This window comes from Paenibacillus sp. J2R1T-4, assembly GCF_059692235.1.
In genome coordinates, this window is the sequence record NZ_JCAUBA010000035.1 from 1 (window position 1) to 25361 (window position 25361).

A 25361-nucleotide genomic window follows, 5' to 3' on the forward strand; every position below is an offset into this window, starting at 1 on the left:
TCTCATTATACCTTTGTCTCTTGTCGCCCATCGTTAACACCTCTCGGTTTTGGTATATTCATTATCTGTTTACCGAGTTATGGGTGTCCACTTTTTATTCTAGGTGCAAAATCCGCTTTAGAGCCCGTGCAGCGGCGCCTGGCCAAGCGCTAAAGCGGAAAATCCGCTTTACAGCCCGCGTAGCGGCGCCTGGCCAAGCGCTAAAGCGGAAAATCCGCTTTACAGCTCACGCAGCGGCGCCTGGCCTCGCGCTAAAGCGGAAAATCCGCTTTAGAGCTCGCGCAGCGGAGCCCGACTTAGCGCTAAAGCGGAAAATCCGCTTTACAGCCCGCGCAGCGGAGCCCGACCTAGCGCTAAGGCGGTATCAATGTTCCTATAGGTGGTAAAAGTTTAATATAGTAACTAGTTTAACAGGAGGAGCTATGGATAAACATTTGAACGATCCAAATCAAAAAATGCTATTAACTGCACTAAGTACAGCTAAAGATGCGAGGAGAAAAATGGAGGAGAGAGAAGAGGAGAAGCGTTGGCCCGAGGTGGAACAGCTCCCAGTGACTTCCACGGGCAGCCTTGCCAATTTGACCAAAGACGATCTGCACACGATCCGACTTAAGCTGGATATTCGAGGAGTTAGCACGCTGAATAAACAGGAGCTAATCGTTGCTTTGGAGCAACTTATCCCTGAAGCCTTGCCACGAATCCTGGATCTATTGGATGATACTCGATATCAGATTCTAAGAAGAGTAGCAGATCGTGGAGGCCAAGCCGAACAAGCATTGGAATCCAATCAAATCGATTACTTCAGGGACAGGGGTCTGATGTTCCCAGTACGTTATAAAGGAAAGCAGACCCTGATCATGCATCAGAAAGTGATCGAAGTGTTTAAATCGCACAACAGTGCCGCTTATCGTGAATTGGTACGAAGAAATTCGGAGGCTATTAAGCTCACACAAGGCCTGCTATTTCACTACGGAACATTGAGCTTGGATCAGCTGGATCATTTTCTTCAGCAGTACATGGAAAAGACGATTGGTTTGCGTGAATATATAGATATTCTGTTTGAATCGCTGACCTTCTATAACGAGATTAAGCATGATAGTCATGGATTCTCCAATAGCAGAGTGTTTGATTCGGAGAGGGTGAAGGAAGAACACGCACTTAGACCCACAGTCCCATACTATCCCTTCACGAAGGCTGAATTGCTGCAAGCAGGCGAACCTGGATACATGGATCGGAATCCGAGTTATCGAGCTTTTGTCCAATATATTAGGAAGCATTACGACTTATCTCAGGATATGGCCGACAGTCAAGTCGAAGAGTGTGCATATGCGATCTATAACGGCGAGACTCCGGGCGATATTTTAGGCTATCTTCAAAATGTATTTCAAATAGAGGAAATGCCCGAGATTATGGGCTTCATGAAACATATCGAGGAGCTTTATAACCACACCCGACAATGGTTTCTCAAAGGACACACGCCTACTGGAATGTCGGCGAATCGAGTCACAGGCCGTCCTCCTGCAAAGCCGGTTCCTTCGCCAGCGTCCACAGGAGAGGTTATTGATTTTGCTACTCGCCAAAAAGTCGGGCGGAACGATCCATGTCCTTGCGGCAGCGGAAAGAAGTTCAAGAAATGTTGTGGATAAACAATCGGGGGCTCTGGAACAGTTTACTCTCCATACCGTCCCAGAGCCTTTCCGGCTGACTCGCTAAGCTAATGGATGAGAATCAAACGCTGTATCGTTTGAAGGAGCTTGAGTTTCTGGAGAAGATCTGTGAGAAAATAGGCACAATCTCGCTCACAGGCGGCGGGAACTTGCTTGAAAAGCTGAATTCCTTGTTGGGGGAAAAGGGGGAGGGAAGGGTGTGAGCCCGGCCAAGCGCTAAAGCGGAAAATCCGCTTTACAGCTCGCACAGCGACGCCCGGCCTAGCGCTAAAGCGGAAAATCCGCTTTACAGCCCGCGCAGCGGCGCCTGACTTCGCGCTAAAGCGGAATACCCGCTTTACAGCCCGTGCAGCGACGCCCGGCCAAGCGCTAAAGCGGAAAATCCGCTTTACAGCTCGCGCAGCGACGCCCGGCCAAGCGCTAAAGCGGAAAATCCGCTTTACAGCCCGCGCAGCGGCGCCCGGCCAAGCGCTAAAGCGGAAAATCCGCTTTACAGCCCGCGCAGCGACGCCTGGTCAAGCGCTAAAGCGGAAAATCCGCTTTACAGCCCGCGCAGCGGCGCCCGGCCAAGCGCTAAAGCGGAAAATCCGCTTTACAGCTCGAGCAGCGGCGCCTGGCCAAGCGCTAAAGCGGAAAATCCGCTTTACAGCCCGCACAGCGACGCCTGGTCAAGCGCTAAAGCGGAAAATCCGCTTTACAGCCCGCACAGCGGCGCCCGGCCAAGCGCTAAAGCGGAAAATCCGCTTTACAGCTCGCGCAGCGTCGCCTGGCCAAGCGCTAAAGCGGAAAATCCGCTTTACAGCCCGCGCAGCGTCGCCTGGCCAAGCGCTAAAGCGGAATATCCGCTTTACAGCTCGCGCAGCGGCGCCTGGCCAAGCGCTAAAGCGGAATATCCGCTTTACAGCTCGCGCAGCGGCGCCTGGCCAAGCGCTAAAGCGGAAAATCCGCTTTATAGCCCGCGCAGCGACGCCCGGCCTAGCGCTAAAGCGGATAATCCGCTTTACAGCCCGCGCAGCGACGCCCGGTCTGGCGCTAAAGCGCAATAACAAAAAAAGCTACATCCCGAGGGATTAGCTGCTCAGCTTCCATATAAATTTGTTTATGTCCACTCGAATGACACACGAGGCGGTCTCAGCCGATCAGCTGCTTCAGTTCTTTATATAATTCATCGGCAGTCATTGCGCACAGAACCTTTTTCTTCTTACCGACCATGACGAAGCATTGCTTGGAACACATCTTGCAATTGCCCAAGCAATCTTTCTTCTTCTGTTTAATCTCAGGAAATTCGTTCTTAATCGATTTGTAAATGTCCTGAGAGCCGTGTTTGAAGTTGCGGCAGCAATACTTGATCTTGGGCATCCGAACCTGACCTCTTTTCGAAGTGGTTTTTGCGCTGTCACCTTGATGATAATAGTTCTCATTATCAGTGTCAAGGGTTCTCTTGACAATAATTATTTTAGACGCCTTTATCTTATGTCGATGACGTAATAAAAATACCCCTCCGAAAACTCGGAAAGGGTATTTGTCGACTACAATGTCGGCGGAGTGAAGGTGCGCTGAGCGAACTCAGCGTCCATCATGAAGAATGCGTTGCTATCGCTTTCGATTCGCTTCAGCTTGTTGATGATCGTATCGAACATGGCTTCCTCTTCCACCTGCTCGTCGATGAACCATTTCAGGAACTGAATCGTAGCATGCTCACGGTCATTCATCGCTAAGTCGGATAGATGATAAATCCGTTTGGTCACAATCTCCTCGTGCTGGAAAGCATGCTTGAATGCATCCAGAATCGACTCGTAGGTGTTCTGCGGAGTATCCATGCCAACCAGATTGACTCTTTTCCCGCGGTCGTTCAAATATTTGTAAATTTTCATGGCGTGGAAACGTTCTTCCTCAGCTTGCACGATAAAGAAATTGGCAAAGCCATCTAGACTCTCTCCAGAACAATAACCGGCAATGGCCAGATACACATGAGCGGAGTAGAATTCGAAGTTCATTTGATCGTTAAGAGCATCACTTAAAGATTGATTCATCATAGGCCGCACCATCCCATCTTCATTATTAACACATTCTCTGTTTTACACCTGCTATCAGTATAACATTGTACCCCAGAGTGAGTCGAATAATTGCTTTAGCTCATTAAATAATGGATGGTGGATCTATTTACCCTTTAACAGCCCCCGCTGTCATGCCCTTCATAATCTGCTCTTGGAACATCAGGAACACGACAATGGTAGGGATAACTGCAATGGTCATAGCGGCCATCGTCAGCTTATAGTCCGTAGAATACCCTGTTGCGAACACCGACAAACTTAGCGGGACTGTCTTCAGAGCTGGCTTGCTAATAAAAATGAGCGAGAAGGCAAAATCATTCCAGAATCGCAGGAACCCAAGAATCGCGACTGTGGAAAGCGCGGGTAAGCTTAGCGGAAGCATCATACGGAAGAAGATTCCCCAGTATCCGGTGCCGTCGATCAGAGCCGCTTCTTCGATTTCCTTAGGAATGGCTGTTAAATATGCTGCGGTAACGAAGATAGCAAGAGGGAGCTCGAATGCCGTATATGGGAGAACGAGTGCCCAATAAGTATCCAGCAGCCCAATCTTTTTCATCATAATGAATAAAGGGACGAGCGTACTGTGAATGGGGATCAACATTCCGAGTAGGAATAATCCCATGAAAAAAGCTTTAAGACGGAAGGTAAAGCGGGCTAGCACATAGGCGGCCAAGGCACCAAGTGTAAGCGTAAAGATTAAGGAAAGTACCGTTACGATCGTCGAGTTGATGAGTGAAGTACCCATTGCGGAGACATCCCAGGCTCGAACAAGATTGTCCCATTGCCACACTTTGGGCAGGTAGAAGGGACGGGAGTCGAACTCTTCGTTCGTCTTGAACGCACTGGTGAATAACCAGAACAACGGATACAGCGTAACGATAGCGTAAAGCGCAAGAACAATATTGATAATGCTTTGTTTCCAAGTTAGCTTCGGATTAGGGCTTCCCAGAGATGCAGCGCGTCTGTTCTTAGATAACGTTTGTCCCATGTGTAGATTCTCCTTCCTCTAACGATAATCCCGTTTCATTAAATATTGGCTGCCTGCGATCAGAAGTAAGCTTAGGATAATGATTGCGGTGGAGATAGCGCTGCCGAACCCGAACCGGTATACATTGAACGTACTGTTGTACATATAGGAAGCGAGGAGCTCCGTCGTATGAGCAGGTCCTCCCCCAGTCATTACGTAGATCAGGTCGAATGCCTTCAAGCTGCCTGATATACAGAGAACGATAACGACTTTGATCGTATCCCAGATCATAGGCAAGGTGATGGTGAACAGCTTGCGTGCGGGCCCGACTCCATCAATCTGAGCAGCATCATTAATCTCAGGAGAGATGTTCTGAAGGGCTGCTATAAATATAATCATGTAAGGTCCGATATAGTTCCATATAATCGGCACCATGAGCGCGTACATGGATACACTCGGCTCCGATAACCAGGCTTTCTTCAACATATCCAGCCCTGCAGCATCGAGAATGAAGTTCAGTATCCCGATTTGGGGGTGATAAATATATCCCCAGATGATCCCGACTACCACGGAGGAGAGCACCATCGGCATAAAGACGGAGGCGCGGATTGCTCGTTGGAACAAGGTACTGCGTGTTAACAAGAGCGCCAGAATCATTGCGATTGGCACTTGACCGAATACCGAGGCGGCAACGACCAGCATATTGTTTTTAAAAGAAAGCCAGAAGATAGGATCTTGAATGACTTCCTTATAGTTGTCTAATCCGATAAACTTAGCGGTGCCAATGCCTTTCCAATCGAAGAAACCGTAATAAGCGGACCAGAAGATCGGCACAATCACGAAAAACAAATACAACAAAAGGGCCGGGAGAAGACCGATTACAATAAACCCTCTAATTCGCGCCGAAGTTGTCATGGGGACCCTCCTAAAACTTTTCGTAGAAAAGTAATTCGAAAGCATAAGCTTAAAACTTGAGCTTCTCGAAAAATGAGATTATAAAAAGCCGATTCCAGCCCGAGTAGATGACTGGAATCGGATGGTTATGCTTCATTATTTGCCAAGTGCCTTGGCGTTAGCATCCTGAATTTTCTTGGCAATGTCTTCCGGTTTGCCGCCCATCAGCAGCTCCTGCAAGCCATTGTTGACCACATCGGCAACGGCTGAGCTAAGCTTGCCGTCATATACCGGTGTTGTTTTTACAGTACCGAGCAATTTATAGACCTCTGCGAAGATGGATGTTACTTTGGTAGGATCGAGCTCTACTTTATAGCTTACCAATTGGTTTCCTTCAAGTGTCTTCTTCTGAGTTTCGGGACTTGCAAGTGCGTAGATCAGCTTATGAGCAGCTTCTTTGCGAGCACCTTCAACCTTCTTGCTGAGACCAAGTCCAGTTCCGACTACGCCGGACAAAGAGTTCGGATCGCCTTTACCATTAGGCACGGAAGGAAGTACCGTTACACGCATACCGTCTAATGCTTCTTTGCTTGCATTGGCTGCAAGGTTCGTAAGTGCCCAGCCTCCGTCGATCATCATAGCTGCTTTTCCTTGGGCGAACATTTGCTCCATCTGGGTGTTATCGATGCTGTTGAATCCGTCCTGGAACGCGCCCGCCTTACTAAGCTGTTGCAAATAAGTCAGAGCTTGCACGAATTCGGGATCGGTGAATTTCGCGCCTTCGCCTGCAGCTGCTTTGAGGAACCAGTCTGTACCTGTTACACGGTCACCCAAGGAGCTAAGAATACTGGATTGTGCTACCCATGCCGCTTTATTGCCAAGTGCAATGGGAGTAATTTTTTCTTTCTTGAACGTTTCAACCAAAGTCATAAGCTCTGCCCAAGTTTTGGGCGGCTGGACGTTGTATTTGTCGAACAAGGTTTTGTTGTAGAAAAGCAAGGATGTTGGGGAAAGCGCCATTGGAGCACTGTATACTTTACCGTCGATCGTAAATTCGCTGAATGAGTTCGGCATGAATCCGTTCTTCCACTCCGGCTTGCTGTCGAGCAGGTCATTGATGGGCTGCAGAAGATCGCCGCCAACGAATTCTTTGGTCATAACCCCCGGCCACATTACGAATAGATCAGGCATCTCGTTCGCTGCGGCTACCGTTTTCAAGCGCGCTTTGTAGCCGTCCGGAGGAATCGCTTGAATGTCTAACTCTATGTTCGGATTGTCTTTCTTGAATGTATCGAGTGTCTCTCTCATAATCTTCGCGCGCATATCATCGCCTGTATAGTTATGCCAGAGAGACAGCTTTACTTTGTCACCAGGCTTGGCTGCGCTTCCGCCTTGTGAAGGATCGGTAGATTCTTTCGTTGCACACCCGATGATGGTTAACAGAAGCACCATCACTAATGCAATCGTCAATGTCTTTTTCATAAGGCTCTTGACCTCCTAATGTCTGATGTTTACCTCTTAAGTATAGGGGACAGCTCCCGGATGAGTAACGGGAGAGACTTCGGAGCAAGGGGGGTCATTCTTCAGTATTTCGGATGGACGCACGATATTCAGAAGGAGTTTGCCCCGTATGTTTCTTGAATTGCTGGGTGAAATACTTGATGTCCTCATACCCGACACGTCTAGCCACATCACCGACTTTGCTCTCTGTGCTGGCCAGTATTTCCACAGCTTTACGCATCCGCTCCTGAGTGACGAACTCGAGATAGGTACAGCCCGTTTCACGTTTGAACACCTCGCTGAAATGGTTGGGATTCAAGTGCACGAACTTGGCCACCTGCAGTAAAGACAAATTTTGATCGAGATTGTCTTTGATGTAGGCGATCGCCTTATGGATATAGGAGAAACGGCTCTGGCTGATCGTATGATGGTAAGCGGACATGACAGCAGACAGCAGCTTGAATACTTCATCCTCCGGACGGCCTTCAAGCTCAAAGCTCCTTTCAACGGGCGCCGTTATCCCAAGGGCAGGATTATTTTGTGCGGATGCGTGGCGTTCGATCCAACGATACCCGGAGATGACGATGGAATGAAGGAACCCTTGCAGAGTCGCAGGAATAGCTGCTGGATCTTCGATTTGGGCTCGCACGGTCTGGTTCACCCAGTGCCTGAGATCGGTAGCATTATTGCTCATTAGTATCGCGGCTAATTCGGATTCTTCTTTCTCGGTGCACACCGTGCGTCCGCCGCTGCGTTCTTTAATATCGTTAATGGTGAATAAACCTTCCGATTCGATAAGACCTTTGTACGAATACACGGCTTGCGCTTCTTGATAAGACAATTGTAAGTTTTCATAGCGGGTGACCATGCGTCCAAGTGCTGCGTACACGGTGCATTTGAGCGTTCTCTCTACACGTTTTAGCGTTTGAAGCAGTCCATTGCGGTCGGTTAATCCCTCTTCATGACGCATCACGAGAAGTACACGATCTTTGCTGAGCACGGAAATACTAGGCAATAACTCGGTCAATATATTCTCAGCCGCGCCCTGCAGCAATTCCACGAAAGGCTTCTCGCCCCAGCCGGCAGCCGACAGTAGCATTACTTGCATAGGAACCAGCTCAGCGTCCCCTTTGTCGACATCATGCTTGCGGAACCATTGCCGGATTTGTTCCAGCGCATGTGGATCTTCACCCAGGCCGGTCGTTAACAGCCGCTCCAACAGTTGTTTGCGCAATGCAGCTTGCTTGAGGTTGTCTTGAGCCGACAGCTCCCATTTCTCCATTATGTTCTGCTTTGCTTTCATGGCGGCCTTAATAATTTCTTCCGGACGGCTGGTCTTAAGCAGATAGTCCGTTACCCCTTCGCGAAGCGCCTGCTGCGCATAAGCGAAGTCATCGTAACCAGTAAGAATGAGGATCTCCGTTTCGGGGAACATCTCATTCACTTCTCTAGCCAGTTCTATACCGGTTTTACCGGACATGCGGATATCTGTTAGCACAATATGAGGCCGTTCCGTCGGTATACGCTCAAGTGCTTCCTCAGCGGAGGAAGCAGGAGGGAGCAGCTCTAACCCAAGCTCCTTCCAGTCAATGACGGTACATAGCCCGTTGCGAATAATCACTTCGTCGTCTACGATCATTATCTTCATATTGGTTTCTCCCCAACCTCTAGCGGAATGTTGAATGATATGCGGGTGCCAACACCGGCTTCGCTGTCAATCGATAAGCCCGATTCTGGTCCATAGTGGAGTTGGAGCCGTTGATGAACGTTCAACAGCCCATAGCTGCTGGTGCCCGCCGGTTTGGCGTAATCGCTGCTCATGCTTTTCACTTGCTGCTGTTGCGAGTCTGCATAGGCGGCAGAAGCGGAAGTTAACAATCGGCGTATTTCCGTAAGCTTTCCTTCTTCAATACCAACTCCTGTATCTTCTACGACGAATCTCATCGAGTTCTCGAATTGTTCTCCGTGGACGTAGACGTTGCCCTTTTCCTTTTTTCGCTGAATGCCGTGAATCAGGCTGTTCTCAATTAGCGGTTGAAGCAGCAGCTTCAGCATGGGCGTCTGCAGCATGGCCGGATCGATGAAGAACTCGATCTCGAACTGATCAGGGAAACGGATGGACTGGATATGCACATAGTTCTGCACGTGGGCAATTTCCTGCTGCACGGAGCAATATTCCTCGCCTTTGTTCAAGCTGAAGCGCAAAAAATCACTGAGCGCCCCGACCATCTCCGCAATCTGCTTATCCTTGTTCATGAGAGCCATCCAATGGATAGAAGACAACGTATTGTATAGAAAATGCGGGTTAATCTGCGCCTGCAGGGCTTGAATGTCGGCTTCCTTTTTCTTAGCCTCATTCAGCTGAACTTGATTCTTGAGTCTCCCAATTCGATCACTGAGCTTATTGTAGCTATGAACGAGCAGCCCTACCTCGTCGGAGCTCCTTACCTCATAGGTCGGAATCTTGTCGTCCGGATTCAGGTCCTTCAAGTATTGCGTGAGCTTCGTTAGCGGGCGGGTCACCCATTGCAGAAAATACAGCATTAGTCCGATCGCCAACACCAGTGCAATTCCTGTTGCAAAAGCCGTTACGGTTAGAACATACGTATTCTGTGCGGTATATACCCGGGTAGGAATGAAACCGACGAGCTTCCAATCGAGGCCAGGGATCGTATTGTAAAGAATAGTCTCCTGATCATTCCCGCGACCGTAACTCAAGATGCCGTTATCTCCGTCCATAGCTCCAATCTGAGGATAATACTCCCGCAGCGAATGACTTATCCAATTCGGATTGCCGCTGCTCGATATGATCTGGTTGTTTTTGTCGAGAAGAAGCACATGACCGCTTGGTTCCCATCCCGCTTCTTTAATAAAATGTTCCATTTCTGTCTGATCCAAACTAATCGAGAGTCTGCCATTCTCTTGGAACGTATAGAAATTACGCACGGGTCGAACAAGCGATATCACACGCTTCACTCCTTCAGTCGTCTTATTCTCGTAGAGGGAAGACCACCATCTTGGCTTGCTGCGGTACACGTCCTCATTTTGTTCGAGAAGGGGGAGCAGACCGGATTCCAGAATAGTGGAGTTCGATAGCCCCGGGTTGCCGTTCTTGGGGGTGATCGTGATGTTGGAAATGTATTTTTTAGAAAAGGCCAGGTTCGTCAAAGTACCGATAATTAAGGAATATCGCGCGACATCCTCCACGTCATTGCTGAGATAGAGCTGAATATCTTTCTCCCCGATGAGGAAAATCGACATATTCTCGACATCCTGAATAACGAATGCAAGCTTGTCCTTAATCTGCTTCAGCGTGTTCATCCCTGCTTGCTTCGCTTTCTCCTCGGTGACTGATGTTGCGATCTGATAGGAAATCACTCCTGTTCCCAAAAGCGGCAGAAGCAGCACGAACAGCAGAAACAAGGTTAATTTGCGCTTTAAGGATTTGCCTAGCCAGCGTCTCATGTTGAAAACTCCTTAATAGGCGAATAAATAGCCATGCATATTTTGAACATATAGTAACATAGGTATTTCAGTAATCAAACTTTTTTTCTGGCTAACAAACTTTTAGTTTGAAAGTCAATTCGTATGTGTTAGACTTTTTGTCATGTAGTACTTTTGGCAGAGAGGTGGGCAGCTATGGAGTCAGTAAAAGATGAATCGGAATTTCTGCGTGACTTGGTCAAAGGGCTTGCCGCTCAGTTCGGCTCCAACTGCGAGGTTGTGCTTCACGATCTGAATCGACCTTACGAAAGCACGATTGTGGCGATTGAGAATGGGCATATTACGGGCCGCAAGGTCGGTGATCCAGGGACGAACCTCGGTCTGGAGCTATTGCGCGGGACACAGGTGAATGGCAATAAATTCAATTATGTGACCCAAACCAAGGAAGGCCGAATGCTTCGCTCAAGCTCGTTTTATATGAAGAACAGCAAGGGTGAACCGATTGGTTCGTTATGTATCAACTACGATATTACGGAGCTGTTAATGGCTGAGAAGACTCTGCAGTCTCTCATCCGAGATGGACAAACCGCCGAAGTCAAAGAATCGTTCGTCAGCAACGTTAGCGATCTGCTGGATGCTTTGATTCAGGAGGCGCAGGAGCATGTAGGGAAACCGGTTGCCGTCATGCAGAAGGAAGACAAGATGCGTATGATTCAACTGCTCGATCGGAAGGGCGCCTTGTTGGTGAAAAAAGGCGGAGAGAAAATATGCCAGTACCTGAACATCTCCAAATATACGTTGTACAGCTATCTGGAAGAGATTAAATCCTCGGAAGAAAGGAGTCGTGCGGAATAATGAGCCTATCGGATAAAAACGAGCATAACCAGGTTGAGCAGCAGAACCAATTAGTACAAACCGTCGAGACTCCTTGTATAATGATTGATTCGAGCAAAATGGAGCGTAATATTGAGCGAATGGCTAGTGTCGCTCGCGATCATCAGGTGAAGCTGCGCCCCCACACGAAGACTCATAAAATGCCTCGTATTGCACATTTGCAATTGCAGGCAGGGTCATCCGGTATTACGGTGGCGAAAGTTTCGGAAGCTGAAGTGATGACTGAGCATGGCATCTCCAATATTTTTATTGCTTATCCCTTAATTAGTGTTAGCAAGATTGAGAGAGCTATCCGTCTGAGTGAACGGATCGAACTAATCTTAGGTGTGGACAGCTTCGAGGGCGCAACCCGACTGAATGATACGGCAGCTAAACATAATCATGTGCTGCAGGTCAGGCTGGAGATCGACACAGGGCTGCGCAGAACCGGTGTCGTGTATGAGAATGCGCTCGAGTTAGCTCGTCGCATTAAGGCGTTGCAGCATCTGCGGCTGACCGGGATTTACACGTTCAGAGGTGCGATGCTGCAAGGCAAATCGACGCTTGATCTGGAAGCGGCTGGCTTGGAAGAAGGGAAGCTGATGGTGGATCTGGCTGAGCGGCTTCGCGCCGACGGCATCGCCATCGAGGACGTGAGCGTCGGCTCGACGCCTACATCCGCTTATGCTGCCGCGGTGAAGGGTGTAACCGAGATTCGGCCAGGCACATATGTGTTCCACGACTGGATGCAGACTAAGTTAGGCGTGTGTAAGCTCGACGAGTGCGCCGGTTCGGTCGTGGTTACAGTCGTTAGCCGACCAACGCCTGATCTGGCGATTATCGATGGCGGCAGCAAAACCTTCGCCACTGATGTGCAGCCGAATATAGCTCCGCTTCAGCTAGTCGGCTTCGGCCATGTTGTCGGGCTCGAGGATGCCGTGTTCGAGCGGATGTCTGAGGAGCACGGCATGCTGAAGCTCGGTCCTGCGGCGCAGGCGGCAGATTTGAAGGTGGGGGATCGCTTGTCGATCATCCCGAATCACATCTGCAGCACCATTAATCTGCACAACTCTGTTGTGCTGCAGGCGCCAGATGGCTCGCTTGAGCGCACAATTGTGCTCGGACGAGGAAAGCTGGAGTAGCAGGCTGGTCGAAGTCAGCTGTAGCGCGGAAAACCCGCCTTACAGGCGGGAGCGTGACGCAAAGGTTGGCTGTAGCGCGGAAAACCCGATCTTAGAGGCGGGAGCGGGAAGCGAAGGTTGGCTGTAGCGCGGAAAACCCGCCTTAGAGGCGGGAGCGTGACGCGAACATTGGCTGTAGCGCGGAAAACCCGCCTTACAGGCGAGAGCGTGACGCGAAGGTCAGCTGTAGCGCGGAAAACCCGCCTTATAGGCGGGAGCGTGACGCGAAGGTTGGTTGTAACGCGGAAAACCTGCCTTATTTTTCAACTGTCATTATGTTAGGAGGCTTTGGATACGGTGCTGGATATGATCCTGAAGAATGGAAGAGTAGTGGATGGTACGGGAAATCCGTGGTTGTTCGGGGATGTCGGGATTAAAGATGGGCTTATTGCAGCAGTCGGCCGAATCGATGTGGAAGCTCATCATGTAATTGATGTACAGGGCCAAGTCATCTCGCCTGGCTTCATCGATGGACATTGTCACTCGGACTTGATGATTCTTGACCATCCGCTCAGCGAAATCAAGATGCAGCAAGGGGTTACGACCGAAGTCGTCGGTAACTGCGGACTTGCTCCAGCGCCTTATGTCCGAAGCAAGGGAGAACTGCTGCAAAGCTACGTTCAGCCCGTACTAGGGAAGACGCAGTGGGAATGGCCATGGGAATCCGTGGAACAATACATGGACACGGTTGCCCGGTCCAGTCCGTCTGAGAATCTCGCTACTTACGTTGCTCACGGGGCGCTTCGCATCTCTGTGATGGGCTTCGCCAATAGACCGGCCACGTCAGCCGAGCTGGAGCAGATGAAACAGCTGCTCGAGGAAGGGATGAAAGCCGGAGCTATAGGCTTGTCCATCGGGTTATTGTACGCGCCAGGCAGCTATACGTCCAGAGAAGAAATAGCTGAATTGTGCTCCGTTCTTCCGAAGTACAATGGCCTGTTCTCCACCCACATTCGAGGCGAAGGCAATAACTTGCTCCCTTCTGTTCGCGAAGTGATCTGGATCGCCGAGAAAGCAGGCGTATCGCTGCATGTTAGCCACTTGAAAGCGGCGGGAAAACGCAATTGGGGCCAAGTTCTGAACGCCTTGGAATTGATCGAGGATGGCAGAGCCCGCGGGATGGATATTACATGCGATGTATATCCGTATAACGCGGGGTCCACGACCTTGACGACGATCTTACCGCCGTGGGTGCTGGAAGGCGGGATCGAAGGAGCGCTGGAGGTGTTCAAGGATCCGCAGTTGCGCGCCAGAATACGCGAGGAGCTTGGACAAGAGCAGCAGGATTGGGATAATCTCGTTTGCTCGACGGGTTGGGACGCTGTGTATATATCGGCGGTGAACTCGGAAGCTAATCTGGGGTTGGAAGGCAAGCATCTCGCGGAGATCAGCGAAGCTCGTGGCCAGCATCCCGTTGATTGCATGTTAGATTTACTGCTGGAGGAGGAAGGGCGAATCTCTATCATCTTCTTTCATATGTCTGATGAGGACGTGAAGCAGGTCATCGGGTATGAGAAGTCGCTGATCGCCTCAGATAGTCTCACTTGTGAGACTGGAAAGCCGCATCCGCGGTTGTATGGCACGTTCCCTCGCGTATTCGCCAAGTATGTGCGTGAGCAGAAGGTATTGTCGCTTGAGCAAGCCGTTCGCAAGCTGACGTCTTTTCCAGTGCAGAGATTCAAGTTAGGGAAGCGCGGACTCCTGGTTCCTGGTTATATAGCCGATGTGACCGTATTCAATCCGAATACGATCCAGGATCTTGCCTCCTTCGAGGAGCCCCGTCAATATCCCGAAGGGATCTCCCATGTGATCGTGAATGGGAAGCTTACACTCCATGACAAGCAGCATACCCATGCAAGAGAAGGAATCCTTATTCGCGCCCAGCATTGCTGTCATCATCATTAATGTAATCATTCATTCCATGGAGGTGCTATAAATGGCACAGATAGAAAAAAGACTTGAAGAGTTGGGGATCATTCTACCCCCGTCCCCGGAACCGAGGTTCACTTATGTTCCATGTACACGAACGGGTAATCTGATCTACTTGTCCGGTCAAGACTGCCGGGATAACAATGGCAAGCTAATTTATGAAGGCAAGATCGGAAGTGACTTGACAATCGAACAAGGTCAAGAAGCCGCTCGTCAGACGATTCTGAACTGTATAGCGGTTATGAAAGGATATTTGGGCGACCTTGACCGCGTTGTCAGCATCGTCAAGCTGCTTGGTTTCGTCAACAGCGCACCTGGCTTCGCCAACCATCCTCTAGTTATCAACGGAGCGTCCAACCTGCTCGTCGATATATTCGGTGAGGCAGGCAAGCATGCACGCTCCGCGATTGGGACGAGTGATCTGCCTTTCCATACGCCGGTTGAGATTGAGGTTATCGCAGAAATTCGCGATTAAGACTAAATACAACAAGAACCGTCCTGTTGAGGACGGTTCTTTTGTTGTTATATTAGTTATAAATTATAAATTTGATCGGTTGTAAAACGAGAGAGGGCAGAAAGATGGAGTGGAAAAGCGTCAGCGTCCGCCTTTGTATCTTGAATACTCACCATAAAAAATATAATCAAAGAATTCAAGTACAACAGCGGTTGGAGCCCATCTTTTTGCCCTCTCGCTCGTTTTTTTCTGCAAAGATCGCCCTTACACTCTATTAAAAGTAAACGACATAAATAATCACAGCCAACACAATGCGGTAAATAGCGAACGGAATCAGCTTAATCCGATTAATAAGCTTCAGGAAGAAGCGAATGGACACTAACGCAAATACAAAAGCACTAATAAATCCAACAATAAAGAACGGCAGTGCGTCCATCGTGAAGTACTCCCAGTTCTTCACCAAGGAGATGAGGCTCGCCCCGCACATAATCGGAACCGCCATTATGAAGGTGAAATCCGCGGCCGCACGGTGACTGAGACCTAGCAGGACACCGCCGGATATGGTGGAGCCTGAACGAGAGAAGCCGGGCCATAGCGAGAAGCATTGGATTAATCCGATCGACAACGCTTGTACATAAGTAATTTGGTCCACGGTCTGAACTTTGGGTTGTTTGGACCGGAGCAGATCTGCAAGGATCATAAGGATAGCTCCAAGCACTAACCCGATTAACACGGTCTTCGTTGAGAATAAGTGCTCGTCGATGTAGTCCTCTGTGAATACGCCCAGCAGTCCTGCCGGGATTAACCCTACGATAACATGAGTCAGCTTCAGACGACCCTGTGTGCTGGCATTTGCAGTAGCTTCCTGACCACGACGCCTTAGACCGAGCAGATCCATGAATCGTTTCCAGAATATAATTACAACCGCCAGAATGGATCCGAGCTGAATCACGACTTTGAACGTATTGGCTACATACTTGGTCAAAAACTGCTCCGACTGGAGCCACATGTCATCCACAATAACCATATGACCGGTTGAAGATACGGGAGCAAATTCGGTTATACCTTCAACGAGTCCTAATAAGAGTGCTTTTAATAGTTCTAACATCGGTCTTTCCCTCCATCAAATCATCAAATCAAAGCTTTCTTCAAATTCCCCAGGTACCGATGACGAATGAAGAAGAAGTAAACCGTCTGTGCGATCAGGAAGCTGATCAGAACAACCCCTAGCGGCGCTGCAATAGGGATGTAGAACAAGCTCTGCAGGGCAACAAACGCGAACACACTATGCACAATCGCTACCCCGATCGGGACGAAGAATAGCAGGGAGACCTGACGTGTTACGATTGTGTTTAACTCCTGCTCGGTCAGTCCAACCCTGGCAATCGTCTTGTACATCCGCTGATCGTATTCCAGGTCGGCATAGAGGCGGAAGTAAAGGAAGCTTCCTGCTGCAATAAAGAATACCGTACCCACTAACAGAGCAGTGAACAACATGATACTGAATAACTGCTTTTGCAGCCCGTACAAGGTTCCGCTAACCGCCATAGCATAGGAGGAGCCTTCCTTCTCATAACGCGAGACACCATCCTTAATTAACGGCTCCGCGATACCGGACGTATCCTCGAAGTTCTCTACGTAGAAACCGGTATAACGATCGGTCCGTGCCGGGGCGCTAACCTGATTGAACACCGAGTCACTCACGACAAGCCCGCCGAAGATGCCATCGAACTCAGCTATCAAATAATCCGGCATCGCTACATGCTCGGTCATCCCAATCTCTTCCACCTGCAGTCCGTTCTCCTGTAAGGTGTAGCTGGCGAGCTCTCTTGCCGAAACCAGATTAATATCCCTAAGCTGCGCGAGCATGATTAACGCCTCGCTGCCCTTCAAAGGCTGTTCATGGAACGGGAACCCCGCCATCTCAATAGCCTGTTTATAGGAAGAGAACGACATGATCGGCAATTGCTGACGCATTAATTCTTTCTTCTGTGAAGTGGAAGCAACGGGTGCATATTTGATCGGGATCGTGATCATCCGATAAGCAATCCCTTTGGCTTCTAACTCTGCCTTGGTCGCATCCAGATGCTCGGTCTCTACCTGACTGCCGTGTTTGGCCATATAGCCGATCGCTGCCGGATAATCGGCCATCATATGCCTGGATAAGGAATTCATAGAGGCGAATGAGCCAACCGCACAGAAAGCTACGGTCGAAATGATCGTAACCATGAAGAACATACGGGCATTGTCTTTGATCCGATAAGCCAGACTGGAGAAGGTTAGCAGATTCGTTCTTTTCCAGAATAACAGTCGATTGCGCTGCAAGAGTCGGATGATGAAGATGCTGAGCTGGGTGTAAAAGAAATAAGTCCCGACAATCGTCATCCCGATAACCGGTAGCATCCGGAGCAGAACGGTAGACTCGGAAGACGTTACAGCCAAGTAGTAGCTGGCGATTAATAGAATGGCTGCGAATAGCGACAGGAAGATCGAAGCCTTCGGTTCGGTTTTGGGCTTCAGCCCAGATTGGAACAGCTCAATTAACCGGTTCGTGCGCACTAAGAATGATGTACAGATTGAGATCAGCAGGAATAAAAGGACAAACGCGCCAATCGTCAGAAATAACGCCTTCATAGACAGATAGAACGGCAACGATTCAATACCTAGAAAGTTAGCCCCAATCATCAGGAACAGCTTGCCCGTTAACAGTCCGGCTCCAATCCCTGCAACAATGGAGCCTAATCCGATAATCATATTCTCGAGAAAAACCATCCCGTTCAACTGACCTCTTGTCATCCCGTGCATGATCAGAATGCCGAATTCCCGCTTTCGCGTCTTCAGGAACGAACTGACTGAGTACAGAACGAAGAAGAACGAGAAGATGTACATAATGATTTCGGCGGACAACAACGCTTGCAGAGCAACGGCAAATATAATTCCTTTTTGTAAATGCGGGTTGAAAATAAAGAGTGCCACAACGAAGAATATCATAACAGAGAATGCGCTGCTCAGGAAGTAGGCGGCATAGGTTCGCTTATTGCGAACGACATTCCTATAAGCGAATTGTCGAAAGGTCATGATGATCACCTCCGAGCAACGACAACATATCGAGAATTTTCTGGAAAAAAGCTTGTCGGCTGTTCCCCTTGTAAATCTCGTTGTAGAACTTGCCGTCCTTGATAAAAATAACCCGATTGCAGTAACTGGCCGCTACAGCATCATGCGTAACCATGAAGACGGTCACGCCATCCTGCCCATTGATCGTCTCGAACATGCCCATCACATCTTTGGCTGCCTTGGAATCCAGATTCCCTGTCGGTTCATCGGCCAATATGAGCGAGGGCTGATGGATAATGGCTCTGGCAATGGCTGTACGCTGCATCTGGCCTCCGGATATTTCATACGTCCGATTACGCAGAATGTGTTCAATGCCAAGCTTCCTTGTCACTTCGACTGCTCTGCGCTCCATCTCCTTAACCGGTGTCCCGCTAAGCGTTAATGGCAGTACGATATTCTCTTCCACCGTTAATGTCTCTAGCAAATTATAATGCTGGAATACAAAGCCTAGCTCATGGCGGCGAAATAATGCTTTGTCTTTTTTGTTCAGCACATGAGGATTCTTTCCGTTAATCGTGATTTGTCCGGAGGTGGGCTCGTCTATGGTGGCGATCACATTAAGCAAGGTTGTTTTACCGCTGCCTGAAGGACCCATAACGCCTACGAACTCGCCTTTTTCGACTGAGAATTGAACATTGTCCAATGCTTTATAAGATACTTTGCCTGCATACACCTTGGATAATTGATTGACCTGCAAAATAGACATAAATAACGACTCCTTGTTGTTCTGGATGTCTACATTATAGGAAGGATCGCAGCCTGCTTGCTATCGATCAAGCTTACTCCGGCTTACAGTTTTGTAAGAGAGCTAGAACGCCAACCGAACGACTGTGCCTTGGCCTACCGTTGATTCCAGTTCCACCTGAGTCCCTAGCTTCTCACAAATATGTTTGACCAGATACAGTCCCATCCCAGTAGATTCCTGAAAGCTGCGGCCATTTTCTCCCGTAAAATAAGGCTCGAACACTCGCGGCAAGTCGCTCTTCGGAATGCCCACCCCTTCATCCTGAATCTCTAGGATCTGACGAGGACCTCTGCTGTATCCTCGAAAATAGATCTTCCTACCCTCATCCACCGTATAACGGACCGCATTTGTAATAAGCTGGGTGAGGACAAAAGAAAGCCATTTCTCATCGGAAACAATGTTGATTCGACCCTCTATCTGGACTGCCGGGAAGACGCCGCTGCGAATGAAGAGCCGCTTTTGACTGGAGATTACGGAGCGAACAATGGTTTCCATATCTAATGTTTCTATATAGAGGTCATGCTCGAATTCGTCCAGGCGAGCCGAGTACAGCACCATCTCGAGCCCCTTCTTCAATCGGTCCAGCTCGTCTCCTATCGCGATGTAAGTAGGCTCATCCTTATCTTGAACCATTAGGTGAATAACCGATAAGGGCAGTTTCATCTGGTGAACCCATTGGTTAATAAATTGGATATGGTCTCCGATTCGACGCTGATAATGAAGCAGATCGGATTGATAGAGACGATACTGGCTCTGCATCAGTTGGTGAAGGCTTTCGGATAACGGTGAAGGGTGGGAGTCGTTAGTGAATTCATCGAGGGAGGCAACAGGGCTCTCCAGACGATGGTAGAACGCTCGATTCTTCGTGTAGCGATGCACAAGATACCCAACGAGCAGACAGGTGCTGAGTAAGGCGGCATACAAAGTAATAGTAATGTGATGAGGACCGTCGAGCCAGTAGATCAAGGTAATGATAGCCAATTGAATGATGTAGATGACAATCAGCGGAGTTTGTTCGCGAAAGAAGAGTCTCATTTCACTTCTCCCTCTCCCAATTGGGGTATAACCGGTAGCCTTGCCCGCGAATCGTCAAGATGGCCTCGTGAACATCGAGCTCCTGTAATTTCTTGCGGACCCGATTCACATATACATTCAAGGTATTGTCATCCACAAAGGCCTGATCGTCCCAGATTTTCTCCAGCAAGCGATCTCGGCTAACGAGCTGTTCCGACTTGCGCATCAATTCATCGAGAATCTTGGCCTCGGTATGGCTTAGCTCTATCTTGTCCTCGTTCAGGGAGAGCGTAAGCCGCCCGACGTCGAGCGTCATTCCGCCAACAGTAACCGTCCGCTCCTGCTGTACGCTGGCATAAGTGCCATAAGCTCGCCGAAGCTGGCTGTTGATCTTGGCTAATACAATCTCGTAGTCGAACGGCTTGGTCATATAATCATCTGCGCCGTTCTCAAGCGCCATGACCTGATCCATCTTGCCGTCACGCGCCGAGATGAACAAGATCGGACAGGTGGACACACTGCGGATTTGTCGGCACCAATAATACCCATCGAACTTCGGCAAATTGACATCCAATAGAACGAGGTGAGGTGTGAAATGCTCGAATTCGGTCCGGACTGCTTCGAAATTCACAACTGACCGGGTCTCGTAGCCGAATTTATGTAAATGCTCTTCGAGCAAACTGACTATGCGTCTATCATCCTCAACAATGAATATTCGAAACATAGGTATGAGGTCTCCTTAACTATCGAATCAATTAACCAACTTTATTTTATCATGACTGTCCATCACGCTATAATAGAACTATAGCGGAATCACGAGGATATACCAAATCGGAGGGAACATCTAATGAACACAGAACGCGATCAGTATATTAAGGTACAAGCGGATACAATGAGAGAGTTGGTTACTGAGCTTGCGCAGAAGGCGGGTATGCCGGAGGATAAAGCGCGCTTTCTGGCTGAGCTGCTAGTAACTAATGATCTGCGCGGCGTGTTCAGCCATGGCTCCAAGCAAATAGCCGATTATGCTCGCTTCATCCGAGACGGACTTATTAATGCCGATCCGCAGATTTCGGTTACGAACGACGCTCCTTCCACGGTAGTTGTAGATGGTGACGGCGGACTCGGTTATTATGCTGCCTATCGAGGCGTACAGGAGGCTGTCAGCCGCTGCCGGGAACAAGGCATTGCCGCTGTTGTCACGCGGAATCACGGACATATCGGCGCTGCGGGGATTTACTCCAGAATGCTCTCCGAGCATGATCTGGTTGGCTATGTAACATCAGGACATCAGCTGGACTTGAAGTCTGAAGATTCCATCATGATAGCTGCCGGCGGTTCGCCGATGTCATTCGCGGTGCCTTCCGGTCAAGAGGTGCCCATGGTGCTGGATTTTGGAGCGATGCATGATCTGTACGCGGGTTCACCGCATGTCAGCGAGTTATTCAAGCTTGCTCCAGGACTTGTGTTCCGGAGCATGGGACTAGGGTTCATGTGTCAAGCCTTAGGGGGGTTCCTGGCGGGTGTTCCGCTGCATGAGGAGAGAGCAGTTGGGCGCCGTTATGAAGGAGCGGATCAAGGTTCTTTAATTATAGCGCTGGATATTAACCGTTTCCTCCCCCTTGATCAGTTCAAATCGGAAATGGACGCTTACATGCGAACCACCCGCTCGATGAAGCCTATGCCTGGGTATGAGGAAGCGACGTTGCCAGGGGTTCTGGAGGTACGGCGTGAGCGGGAATACAGCTTGTCAGGAATTCCTGTAGATAAGGGGCACCGACAGCAACTAGCCGAGGTGGCAGCTGAATTTGATGTGAAACTACCGTTCTAGAGGAGCAGCTCATTATGCCTAAGAATATCCCTTTATTATTCGGCCCATACGGGAGTGCTAACCTGCCCGTTAATGTTCGTGATTATGGAGTCAATGCGGTGTGGTTTCATGGATTTAATGAGCAGGCTTTCGCGGATTGTGAGCAGCGAGGCCTGGAGGCTTGCGTGGAATTCAAAACCTTCCGCGCAGACTTCCATACACACCCGGAGTTAATTCCGATCGGTATGGACGGCAAGCCTATTCGCTATGGCCGATTGGTACAAGGAATTTGTTTGTCGCGCCAAGACTATTTGGCTGAGATCCGGGAGCATTTGATAAGCGGATTACAGAAGTTCAGTCCGAGAGGCATTTGGTTGGATTATTTGACCTATGCGGGATGGTTCGAGACACCGGAGCCTGACCTGCAGGAAAGCTGCTTCTGTTCCGCTTGTGTGGAAGATTTCTGTCGCAGTGAAGCTGTGGATGCTGCAACACCAGAGGAGATTCTTAGCGCCTATGCAGAGCAATGGAAGGCTCACAAATGCCGGAAGATCGCAGGTTACGCCCGTCTTTATGCGGCATTGATCAAGGAGAAGCTTCCGGATTGTGTAGTCGGCGCCTACATGTGTCCATGGACGCCAGAGCAGTTCGACGGGGCTTTGACCCGGATATTCGCCCAGGATTATAAGCTGCTCGGTGACTCCATCGATGTATTCACCCCGCTTATCTATGATAAGAAGAGCGGGCGGGATGCTGATTGGGGAAGGGAGTGGCTGACTCGTTCACCTGAATTCGTTCCGCCAACCAGCAAGGTTCAGCTTATCCTGGACGCGATGGATTACCCGGATAGTCTTGTGGAGACCTCAGCATCGGCGGTTCCGTCATGGGGTATTCAGATGTTTGCTGGAGCGCCGTTATTCGAGAATCCAGATCAGGCTAATCTTTTCCGTCAATCCGTAGAAGCTATCCGCAGCACAATTGAAGCATAATCAGACGGTAGGAGGAAGGTGCTGGCATGATACGGTCCAAAGGGAAGCTATTCCTCTTAATCGTGTTACTTGTATCTCTTACAGGCTGCAATTTGATCAATCAGAATAAATGCGGCTGCGTGGATTCGGTAGATGAGCCTGTTAAGCAAGAGAGGCGCGTAGAGTAAGTTTTGATTCAAGTGAGCTCTTTCAATTAGAAGGAGCTTTTTCTTGAGAGTATAGAAAGTATAAGTTTTGGGGCGGAACCGAAGGTTCCCCCTTTTTAAACGGATAAGAAAGTATAGGTTCTTATTTATTACGAATGACCAAACTCGGAATTACAGGAACATGGTCGAGAGGGGTGCGTTTACTTCGTCTTCGGTGATAATTAAGTAAATGGGGGCTCGGATCGCAGTGGCTGAGTCCATTCAGCAGAACAGCCTGCCGTATGTGCCGACAGGCTGATCCGATCCACTTGTGATAGATCTAACTTACTTGCTTCCTTGATTTTCGGACAAGGCCTACGATAAGAACAACTATCCCTAAAGAGGCAGCTATTAGGATAGACCAAGTCGATGAAAATTGTTTTCCTTCAGGAGGAGCCCCATTTAAACCGCCCCCTCCCAATTGAAGCGAATTTTTGGTATCGATGCTCCCAGGTGGAAAGGCTTGTTTTGGATATATCTCAATAACCTGATTCAGAGGAACAGGTACGAATTTGGTAAGACCTGCAGCAGTAATATCTCGCAGTGGCAGGATGCTTTCTTCGCCAGACTTATGCTGGATTTGCAAGGCGAAGATGGGACTGAAGAGATCTAAAATTAACTTGTAGGGTTCGTTATCTTTTAGCAATTTACGGCCATCGGCTATGTCTTGTTCAAATGTCAGTAGGTTTTTAACCGAGATGATACTCCAACCCTCTTTCTCCACCCGCGCAGGGATCACGCCGACTGGCTTTTCCCCTAAATGAATTGGGTAAACATAGCCATCAAATAGTGGTTTTCCACCATTAAACAGATAATAGGGAATTCCGTCAGCAAGGGTAGCATTTCTGAAAGATTCGTTGGATGATAACCCATAATTTTCTTTTGCTTGATCCAATCCGGGTTGAGCTTTAATAAATTGTGCAGTAATAATGGACTTCACTTTCTCAGGGCTATCGTTTAAAGAGTCAGCAGTATCCGCCATAACTGAACTGGCTGCAAAAACAAGGAATAGTGAAACGAAGATAGGGATAAGCAGAAAAGATTTCGTTGTTTTCATGAAAGAACTCCTCCCTGAGCTTTGGATTTTTAGACGTAAATATTGTAAAGTGTACTGACCCATGACCATACTGCACTGTACGCAAAAGTACTGTAGCTCTTGTAATTGTATGAGCCATCCGCAGGGTCGATATAGTAGACATCTCTAGTAGAATTTGAGGTGTCTTCATAATATCCCCTAATTACCAAGGCATGACCATCATTGTTGGGATATCTTACCCCAGCGGCTTGTGGTTGACCATTGGCCAGTTGACTAGCTATCGTTGAGAAATTAACAGTTGCATCAGTGGCGTCTGAATTAATATTGTAATAGGAGAGGGCTGTTTCCATGTCATGTATGCTACCTGTTACGTTATTTGGCGCACCTTTGACGTTTGTTACAATAGCCGTTTGTGTGGCATTTGCCCCTAAATAATCGGCGATCATCTCCGAAACCGCTGCCCAACACCAGTTGGTCTGCTGTTGAGTACTGGATGAGATGCTGAGTAATCTGTAACTAACATATGCCGAAGCGGGTTGAATGAGTAGAGTTAGCATGATTAGCGACACAATAAATGTAGATATGCTTTTTCTAAATGGCATCTTAATAGCTCCTTTATTTAAATTAACAAACGTAAAATGGTAGTTTATTGCTGGCCAGCAATTGAACTTCCTTGGTACAAAATGAAATACCTATTAAAATTTACCATTATAGTAGAATTAAAGTCTATCGCGAAAAAGAATATCTTTTGTCGAATAAAATATAATTACCCAACTTTTGCAAATTAAAGAGGGAACCTTGCGATTCCTTCGCCATGTCGATCCCAACAACTAAGTGAGATGTAGTAATTCTTTCTATTCGATGATTTTCTACGTCAGATTGCTTAAACTTCATAGTAAGAGCGCCTCCGTGATGGTAGTGGGCTTCCCGTAGACAACTCCATCATACCGAGGCGCTCCTATTTAATGGCCATTTCTTAAGCCCTACAGGATGGTTCATCGAATCCAGGGAAAGCTTCCGCGAGGCGATCTGCTCCCTGATTACTACGCAATCGTTCGCCGTAAGCGTATTTGTCTATGTTATCATGGGCAGGTCTTTTTCAAAAAATAACGATAATACTTAAAATCCTGACGCTCATTTATCATATGTATAAGCAAATTTTGCTCATCAACGAGCTGGAACTTGCAGTATTCTAGAACCTTTTGGGATGGTATGTTATCAACCTCAACGGTTCCAATAATGTGTGGGATATCATACATTTTCTCTATCCATCCAAGAGTTGTTTTAGCAGCTTTCTTACCATAACCCTTTCCTCTGGCTAACGGAAGTATTCCATAGCCGAATTTCAGGCGCACCAATCTGATATCTAACGCCAAGGACCGCTAGAGTGATCTTCTCTAGCGGTTTTTCTTGTGCAGGGAAATTGCCTTTTTTGTCGAATAATGACGGTAGGGATTCAGGTAAGAAATACCAGAATGGCTTGAACGGTTTTCGCAAACTCA

General features: G+C 48.6%; 24 protein-coding genes and 1 pseudogene. 9 read left to right on the plus strand and 16 right to left on the minus strand.

From position 1 onward, the window contains the following. Nucleotides 1–422 precede the first annotated feature (422 nt). Entirely contained in the window at nt 423–1646 is a 1224-nt protein-coding gene (locus tag AC58QD_RS31745) for a YecA family protein (RefSeq protein WP_497339063.1), read from the plus strand. A 62-nt stretch (nt 1647–1708) separates the two neighbouring features. Further along, a pseudogene (locus AC58QD_RS31750) lies at nt 1709–1870 on the plus strand (slipin family protein); the annotation flags it as partial. A 465-nt stretch (nt 1871–2335) separates the two neighbouring features. Here the strand turns inward: AC58QD_RS31750 and AC58QD_RS31755 are convergent. From AC58QD_RS31755 to AC58QD_RS31790, 8 genes are all read right to left on the minus strand, one after another. Continuing rightward, entirely contained in the window at nt 2336–2716 is a 381-nt protein-coding gene (locus tag AC58QD_RS31755) for a hypothetical protein (protein WP_497339064.1), read from the minus strand. 82 nt (nt 2717–2798) lie between these two features. Continuing rightward, entirely contained in the window at nt 2799–3026 is a 228-nt protein-coding gene (locus AC58QD_RS31760) for a DUF1450 domain-containing protein (protein ID WP_497339065.1), read from the minus strand. A gap of 170 nt (nt 3027–3196) precedes the next feature. Continuing rightward, on the minus strand, nt 3197–3700 hold the full coding sequence (locus AC58QD_RS31765) for a ferritin (protein ID WP_497339098.1): 504 nt from the start codon (nt 3698–3700) through the stop codon (nt 3197–3199). A 130-nt stretch (nt 3701–3830) separates the two neighbouring features. Then, a complete protein-coding gene (locus AC58QD_RS31770; protein WP_497339066.1) occupies nt 3831–4709 on the minus strand; it encodes a carbohydrate ABC transporter permease in 879 nt (292 codons plus the stop codon). 18 nt (nt 4710–4727) lie between these two features. Beyond that, a complete protein-coding gene (locus tag AC58QD_RS31775) occupies nt 4728–5603 on the minus strand; it encodes a carbohydrate ABC transporter permease (protein WP_497339067.1) in 876 nt (291 codons plus the stop codon). Nucleotides 5604–5738: 135 nt separating this feature from the next. Beyond that, complete coding sequence (locus AC58QD_RS31780; protein ID WP_497339068.1) at nt 5739–7064, minus strand: extracellular solute-binding protein; 1326 nt, start codon at nt 7062–7064, stop codon at nt 5739–5741. Between the two features lie 94 nt (nt 7065–7158). Continuing rightward, nucleotides 7159–8730, minus strand: a complete 1572-nt coding sequence (locus AC58QD_RS31785) for an AraC family transcriptional regulator (RefSeq protein ID WP_497339069.1) — start codon at nt 8728–8730, stop codon at nt 7159–7161. Then, on the minus strand, nt 8727–10547 hold the full coding sequence (locus AC58QD_RS31790) for a sensor histidine kinase (protein ID WP_497339070.1): 1821 nt from the start codon (nt 10545–10547) through the stop codon (nt 8727–8729). The genes AC58QD_RS31785 and AC58QD_RS31790 overlap by 4 nt, the downstream gene beginning before the upstream one ends. Nucleotides 10548–10721: 174 nt before the next feature. On the opposite strand from AC58QD_RS31790, the gene AC58QD_RS31795 reads away from it, so the two are divergent. From AC58QD_RS31795 to AC58QD_RS31810, 4 genes are all read left to right on the plus strand, one after another. After that, nucleotides 10722–11381: a helix-turn-helix transcriptional regulator gene (locus AC58QD_RS31795; protein WP_497339071.1), complete on the plus strand. Its 660-nt coding sequence runs from the start codon at nt 10722–10724 to the stop codon at nt 11379–11381. Further along, entirely contained in the window at nt 11381–12541 is a 1161-nt protein-coding gene (locus tag AC58QD_RS31800) for an alanine racemase (protein WP_497339072.1), read from the plus strand. The genes AC58QD_RS31795 and AC58QD_RS31800 overlap by 1 nt, the downstream gene beginning before the upstream one ends. Before the next feature lie 345 nt (nt 12542–12886). Then, nucleotides 12887–14485 (plus strand): N-acyl-D-amino-acid deacylase family protein, encoded by a 1599-nt coding sequence (locus tag AC58QD_RS31805; protein ID WP_497339099.1) that lies wholly within the window; start codon nt 12887–12889, stop codon nt 14483–14485. A gap of 31 nt (nt 14486–14516) precedes the next feature. Next, nucleotides 14517–14984, plus strand: coding sequence for a RidA family protein (locus AC58QD_RS31810; RefSeq protein WP_497339073.1), 468 nt, complete (start codon nt 14517–14519; stop codon nt 14982–14984). A 253-nt stretch (nt 14985–15237) separates the two neighbouring features. Here AC58QD_RS31810 and AC58QD_RS31815 read toward each other — a convergent pair whose 3' ends face one another. The 5 genes from AC58QD_RS31815 to AC58QD_RS31835 all read right to left on the minus strand — a co-directional run bounded on the left by AC58QD_RS31815 (nt 15238) and on the right by AC58QD_RS31835 (nt 20563). Then, nucleotides 15238–16071: an undecaprenyl-diphosphate phosphatase gene (locus AC58QD_RS31815; protein WP_497339074.1), complete on the minus strand. Its 834-nt coding sequence runs from the start codon at nt 16069–16071 to the stop codon at nt 15238–15240. A 23-nt stretch (nt 16072–16094) separates the two neighbouring features. Further along, on the minus strand, nt 16095–18041 hold the full coding sequence (locus AC58QD_RS31820; protein WP_497339075.1) for an FtsX-like permease family protein: 1947 nt from the start codon (nt 18039–18041) through the stop codon (nt 16095–16097). Next, nucleotides 18016–18786 carry an ABC transporter ATP-binding protein gene (locus AC58QD_RS31825; protein ID WP_497339076.1) on the minus strand — a complete coding sequence of 257 codons (771 nt, stop codon included), beginning with the start codon at nt 18784–18786 and terminating at the stop codon, nt 18016–18018. Before AC58QD_RS31825 ends, AC58QD_RS31820 begins: the two co-directional genes overlap by 26 nt. A 102-nt stretch (nt 18787–18888) precedes the next feature. Continuing rightward, a complete protein-coding gene (locus tag AC58QD_RS31830) occupies nt 18889–19860 on the minus strand; it encodes a sensor histidine kinase (protein WP_497339077.1) in 972 nt (323 codons plus the stop codon). A 1-nt stretch (nt 19861) separates the two neighbouring features. Then, the gene (locus tag AC58QD_RS31835) at nt 19862–20563 is read right to left on the minus strand and encodes a winged helix-turn-helix domain-containing protein (protein ID WP_497339078.1); all 702 of its coding nucleotides are present in this window, start codon (nt 20561–20563) and stop codon (nt 19862–19864) included. Between the two features lie 123 nt (nt 20564–20686). On the opposite strand from AC58QD_RS31835, the gene AC58QD_RS31840 reads away from it, so the two are divergent. The 3 genes from AC58QD_RS31840 to AC58QD_RS31850 are packed head-to-tail and all read left to right on the plus strand — an operon-like array spanning nt 20687 to nt 22805. Further along, a complete protein-coding gene (locus AC58QD_RS31840; protein WP_497339079.1) occupies nt 20687–21670 on the plus strand; it encodes an Ldh family oxidoreductase in 984 nt (327 codons plus the stop codon). Nucleotides 21671–21684: 14 nt separating this feature from the next. Then, the gene (locus AC58QD_RS31845; protein ID WP_497339080.1) at nt 21685–22638 is read left to right on the plus strand and encodes a hypothetical protein; all 954 of its coding nucleotides are present in this window, start codon (nt 21685–21687) and stop codon (nt 22636–22638) included. A 26-nt stretch (nt 22639–22664) separates the two neighbouring features. Then, nucleotides 22665–22805 (plus strand): hypothetical protein, encoded by a 141-nt coding sequence (locus AC58QD_RS31850; RefSeq protein WP_497339081.1) that lies wholly within the window; start codon nt 22665–22667, stop codon nt 22803–22805. A gap of 298 nt (nt 22806–23103) precedes the next feature. On the opposite strand, the gene AC58QD_RS31855 is transcribed toward AC58QD_RS31850, so the two are convergent. The 3 genes from AC58QD_RS31855 to AC58QD_RS31865 form a co-directional block, all read right to left on the minus strand. After that, entirely contained in the window at nt 23104–23880 is a 777-nt protein-coding gene (locus AC58QD_RS31855; protein ID WP_497339082.1) for a hypothetical protein, read from the minus strand. A 29-nt stretch (nt 23881–23909) separates the two neighbouring features. Next, nucleotides 23910–24461 carry a C39 family peptidase gene (locus tag AC58QD_RS31860; RefSeq protein ID WP_497339083.1) on the minus strand — a complete coding sequence of 184 codons (552 nt, stop codon included), beginning with the start codon at nt 24459–24461 and terminating at the stop codon, nt 23910–23912. 480 nt (nt 24462–24941) lie between these two features. Beyond that, entirely contained in the window at nt 24942–25214 is a 273-nt protein-coding gene (locus AC58QD_RS31865; protein ID WP_497339100.1) for a GNAT family N-acetyltransferase, read from the minus strand. Nucleotides 25215–25361: the final 147 nt, after the last annotated feature.

Coding starts and splice junctions, on each gene's coding strand:
- AC58QD_RS31745 (WP_497339063.1), top strand. CDS start 423: ATGGATAAACATTTGAACGATCCAAATCAAAAAATGCTATTAACTGCA.
- AC58QD_RS31760 (WP_497339065.1), bottom strand. CDS start 3,026: ATGCCCAAGATCAAGTATTGCTGCCGCAACTTCAAACACGGCTCTCAG.
- AC58QD_RS31765 (WP_497339098.1), bottom strand. CDS start 3,700: ATGAATCAATCTTTAAGTGATGCTCTTAACGATCAAATGAACTTCGAA.
- AC58QD_RS31770 (WP_497339066.1), bottom strand. CDS start 4,709: ATGGGACAAACGTTATCTAAGAACAGACGCGCTGCATCTCTGGGAAGC.
- AC58QD_RS31775 (WP_497339067.1), bottom strand. CDS start 5,603: ATGACAACTTCGGCGCGAATTAGAGGGTTTATTGTAATCGGTCTTCTC.
- AC58QD_RS31780 (WP_497339068.1), bottom strand. CDS start 7,064: ATGAAAAAGACATTGACGATTGCATTAGTGATGGTGCTTCTGTTAACC.
- AC58QD_RS31785 (WP_497339069.1), bottom strand. CDS start 8,730: ATGAAGATAATGATCGTAGACGACGAAGTGATTATTCGCAACGGGCTA.
- AC58QD_RS31790 (WP_497339070.1), bottom strand. CDS start 10,547: ATGAGACGCTGGCTAGGCAAATCCTTAAAGCGCAAATTAACCTTGTTT.
- AC58QD_RS31795 (WP_497339071.1), top strand. CDS start 10,722: ATGGAGTCAGTAAAAGATGAATCGGAATTTCTGCGTGACTTGGTCAAA.
- AC58QD_RS31800 (WP_497339072.1), top strand. CDS start 11,381: ATGAGCCTATCGGATAAAAACGAGCATAACCAGGTTGAGCAGCAGAAC.
- AC58QD_RS31805 (WP_497339099.1), top strand. CDS start 12,887: ATGATCCTGAAGAATGGAAGAGTAGTGGATGGTACGGGAAATCCGTGG.
- AC58QD_RS31810 (WP_497339073.1), top strand. CDS start 14,517: ATGGCACAGATAGAAAAAAGACTTGAAGAGTTGGGGATCATTCTACCC.
- AC58QD_RS31815 (WP_497339074.1), bottom strand. CDS start 16,071: ATGTTAGAACTATTAAAAGCACTCTTATTAGGACTCGTTGAAGGTATA.
- AC58QD_RS31820 (WP_497339075.1), bottom strand. CDS start 18,041: ATGACCTTTCGACAATTCGCTTATAGGAATGTCGTTCGCAATAAGCGA.
- AC58QD_RS31825 (WP_497339076.1), bottom strand. CDS start 18,786: ATGTCTATTTTGCAGGTCAATCAATTATCCAAGGTGTATGCAGGCAAA.
- AC58QD_RS31830 (WP_497339077.1), bottom strand. CDS start 19,860: ATGAGACTCTTCTTTCGCGAACAAACTCCGCTGATTGTCATCTACATC.
- AC58QD_RS31835 (WP_497339078.1), bottom strand. CDS start 20,563: ATGTTTCGAATATTCATTGTTGAGGATGATAGACGCATAGTCAGTTTG.
- AC58QD_RS31840 (WP_497339079.1), top strand. CDS start 20,687: ATGAACACAGAACGCGATCAGTATATTAAGGTACAAGCGGATACAATG.
- AC58QD_RS31845 (WP_497339080.1), top strand. CDS start 21,685: ATGCCTAAGAATATCCCTTTATTATTCGGCCCATACGGGAGTGCTAAC.
- AC58QD_RS31850 (WP_497339081.1), top strand. CDS start 22,665: ATGATACGGTCCAAAGGGAAGCTATTCCTCTTAATCGTGTTACTTGTA.
- AC58QD_RS31855 (WP_497339082.1), bottom strand. CDS start 23,880: ATGAAAACAACGAAATCTTTTCTGCTTATCCCTATCTTCGTTTCACTA.
- AC58QD_RS31860 (WP_497339083.1), bottom strand. CDS start 24,461: ATGCCATTTAGAAAAAGCATATCTACATTTATTGTGTCGCTAATCATG.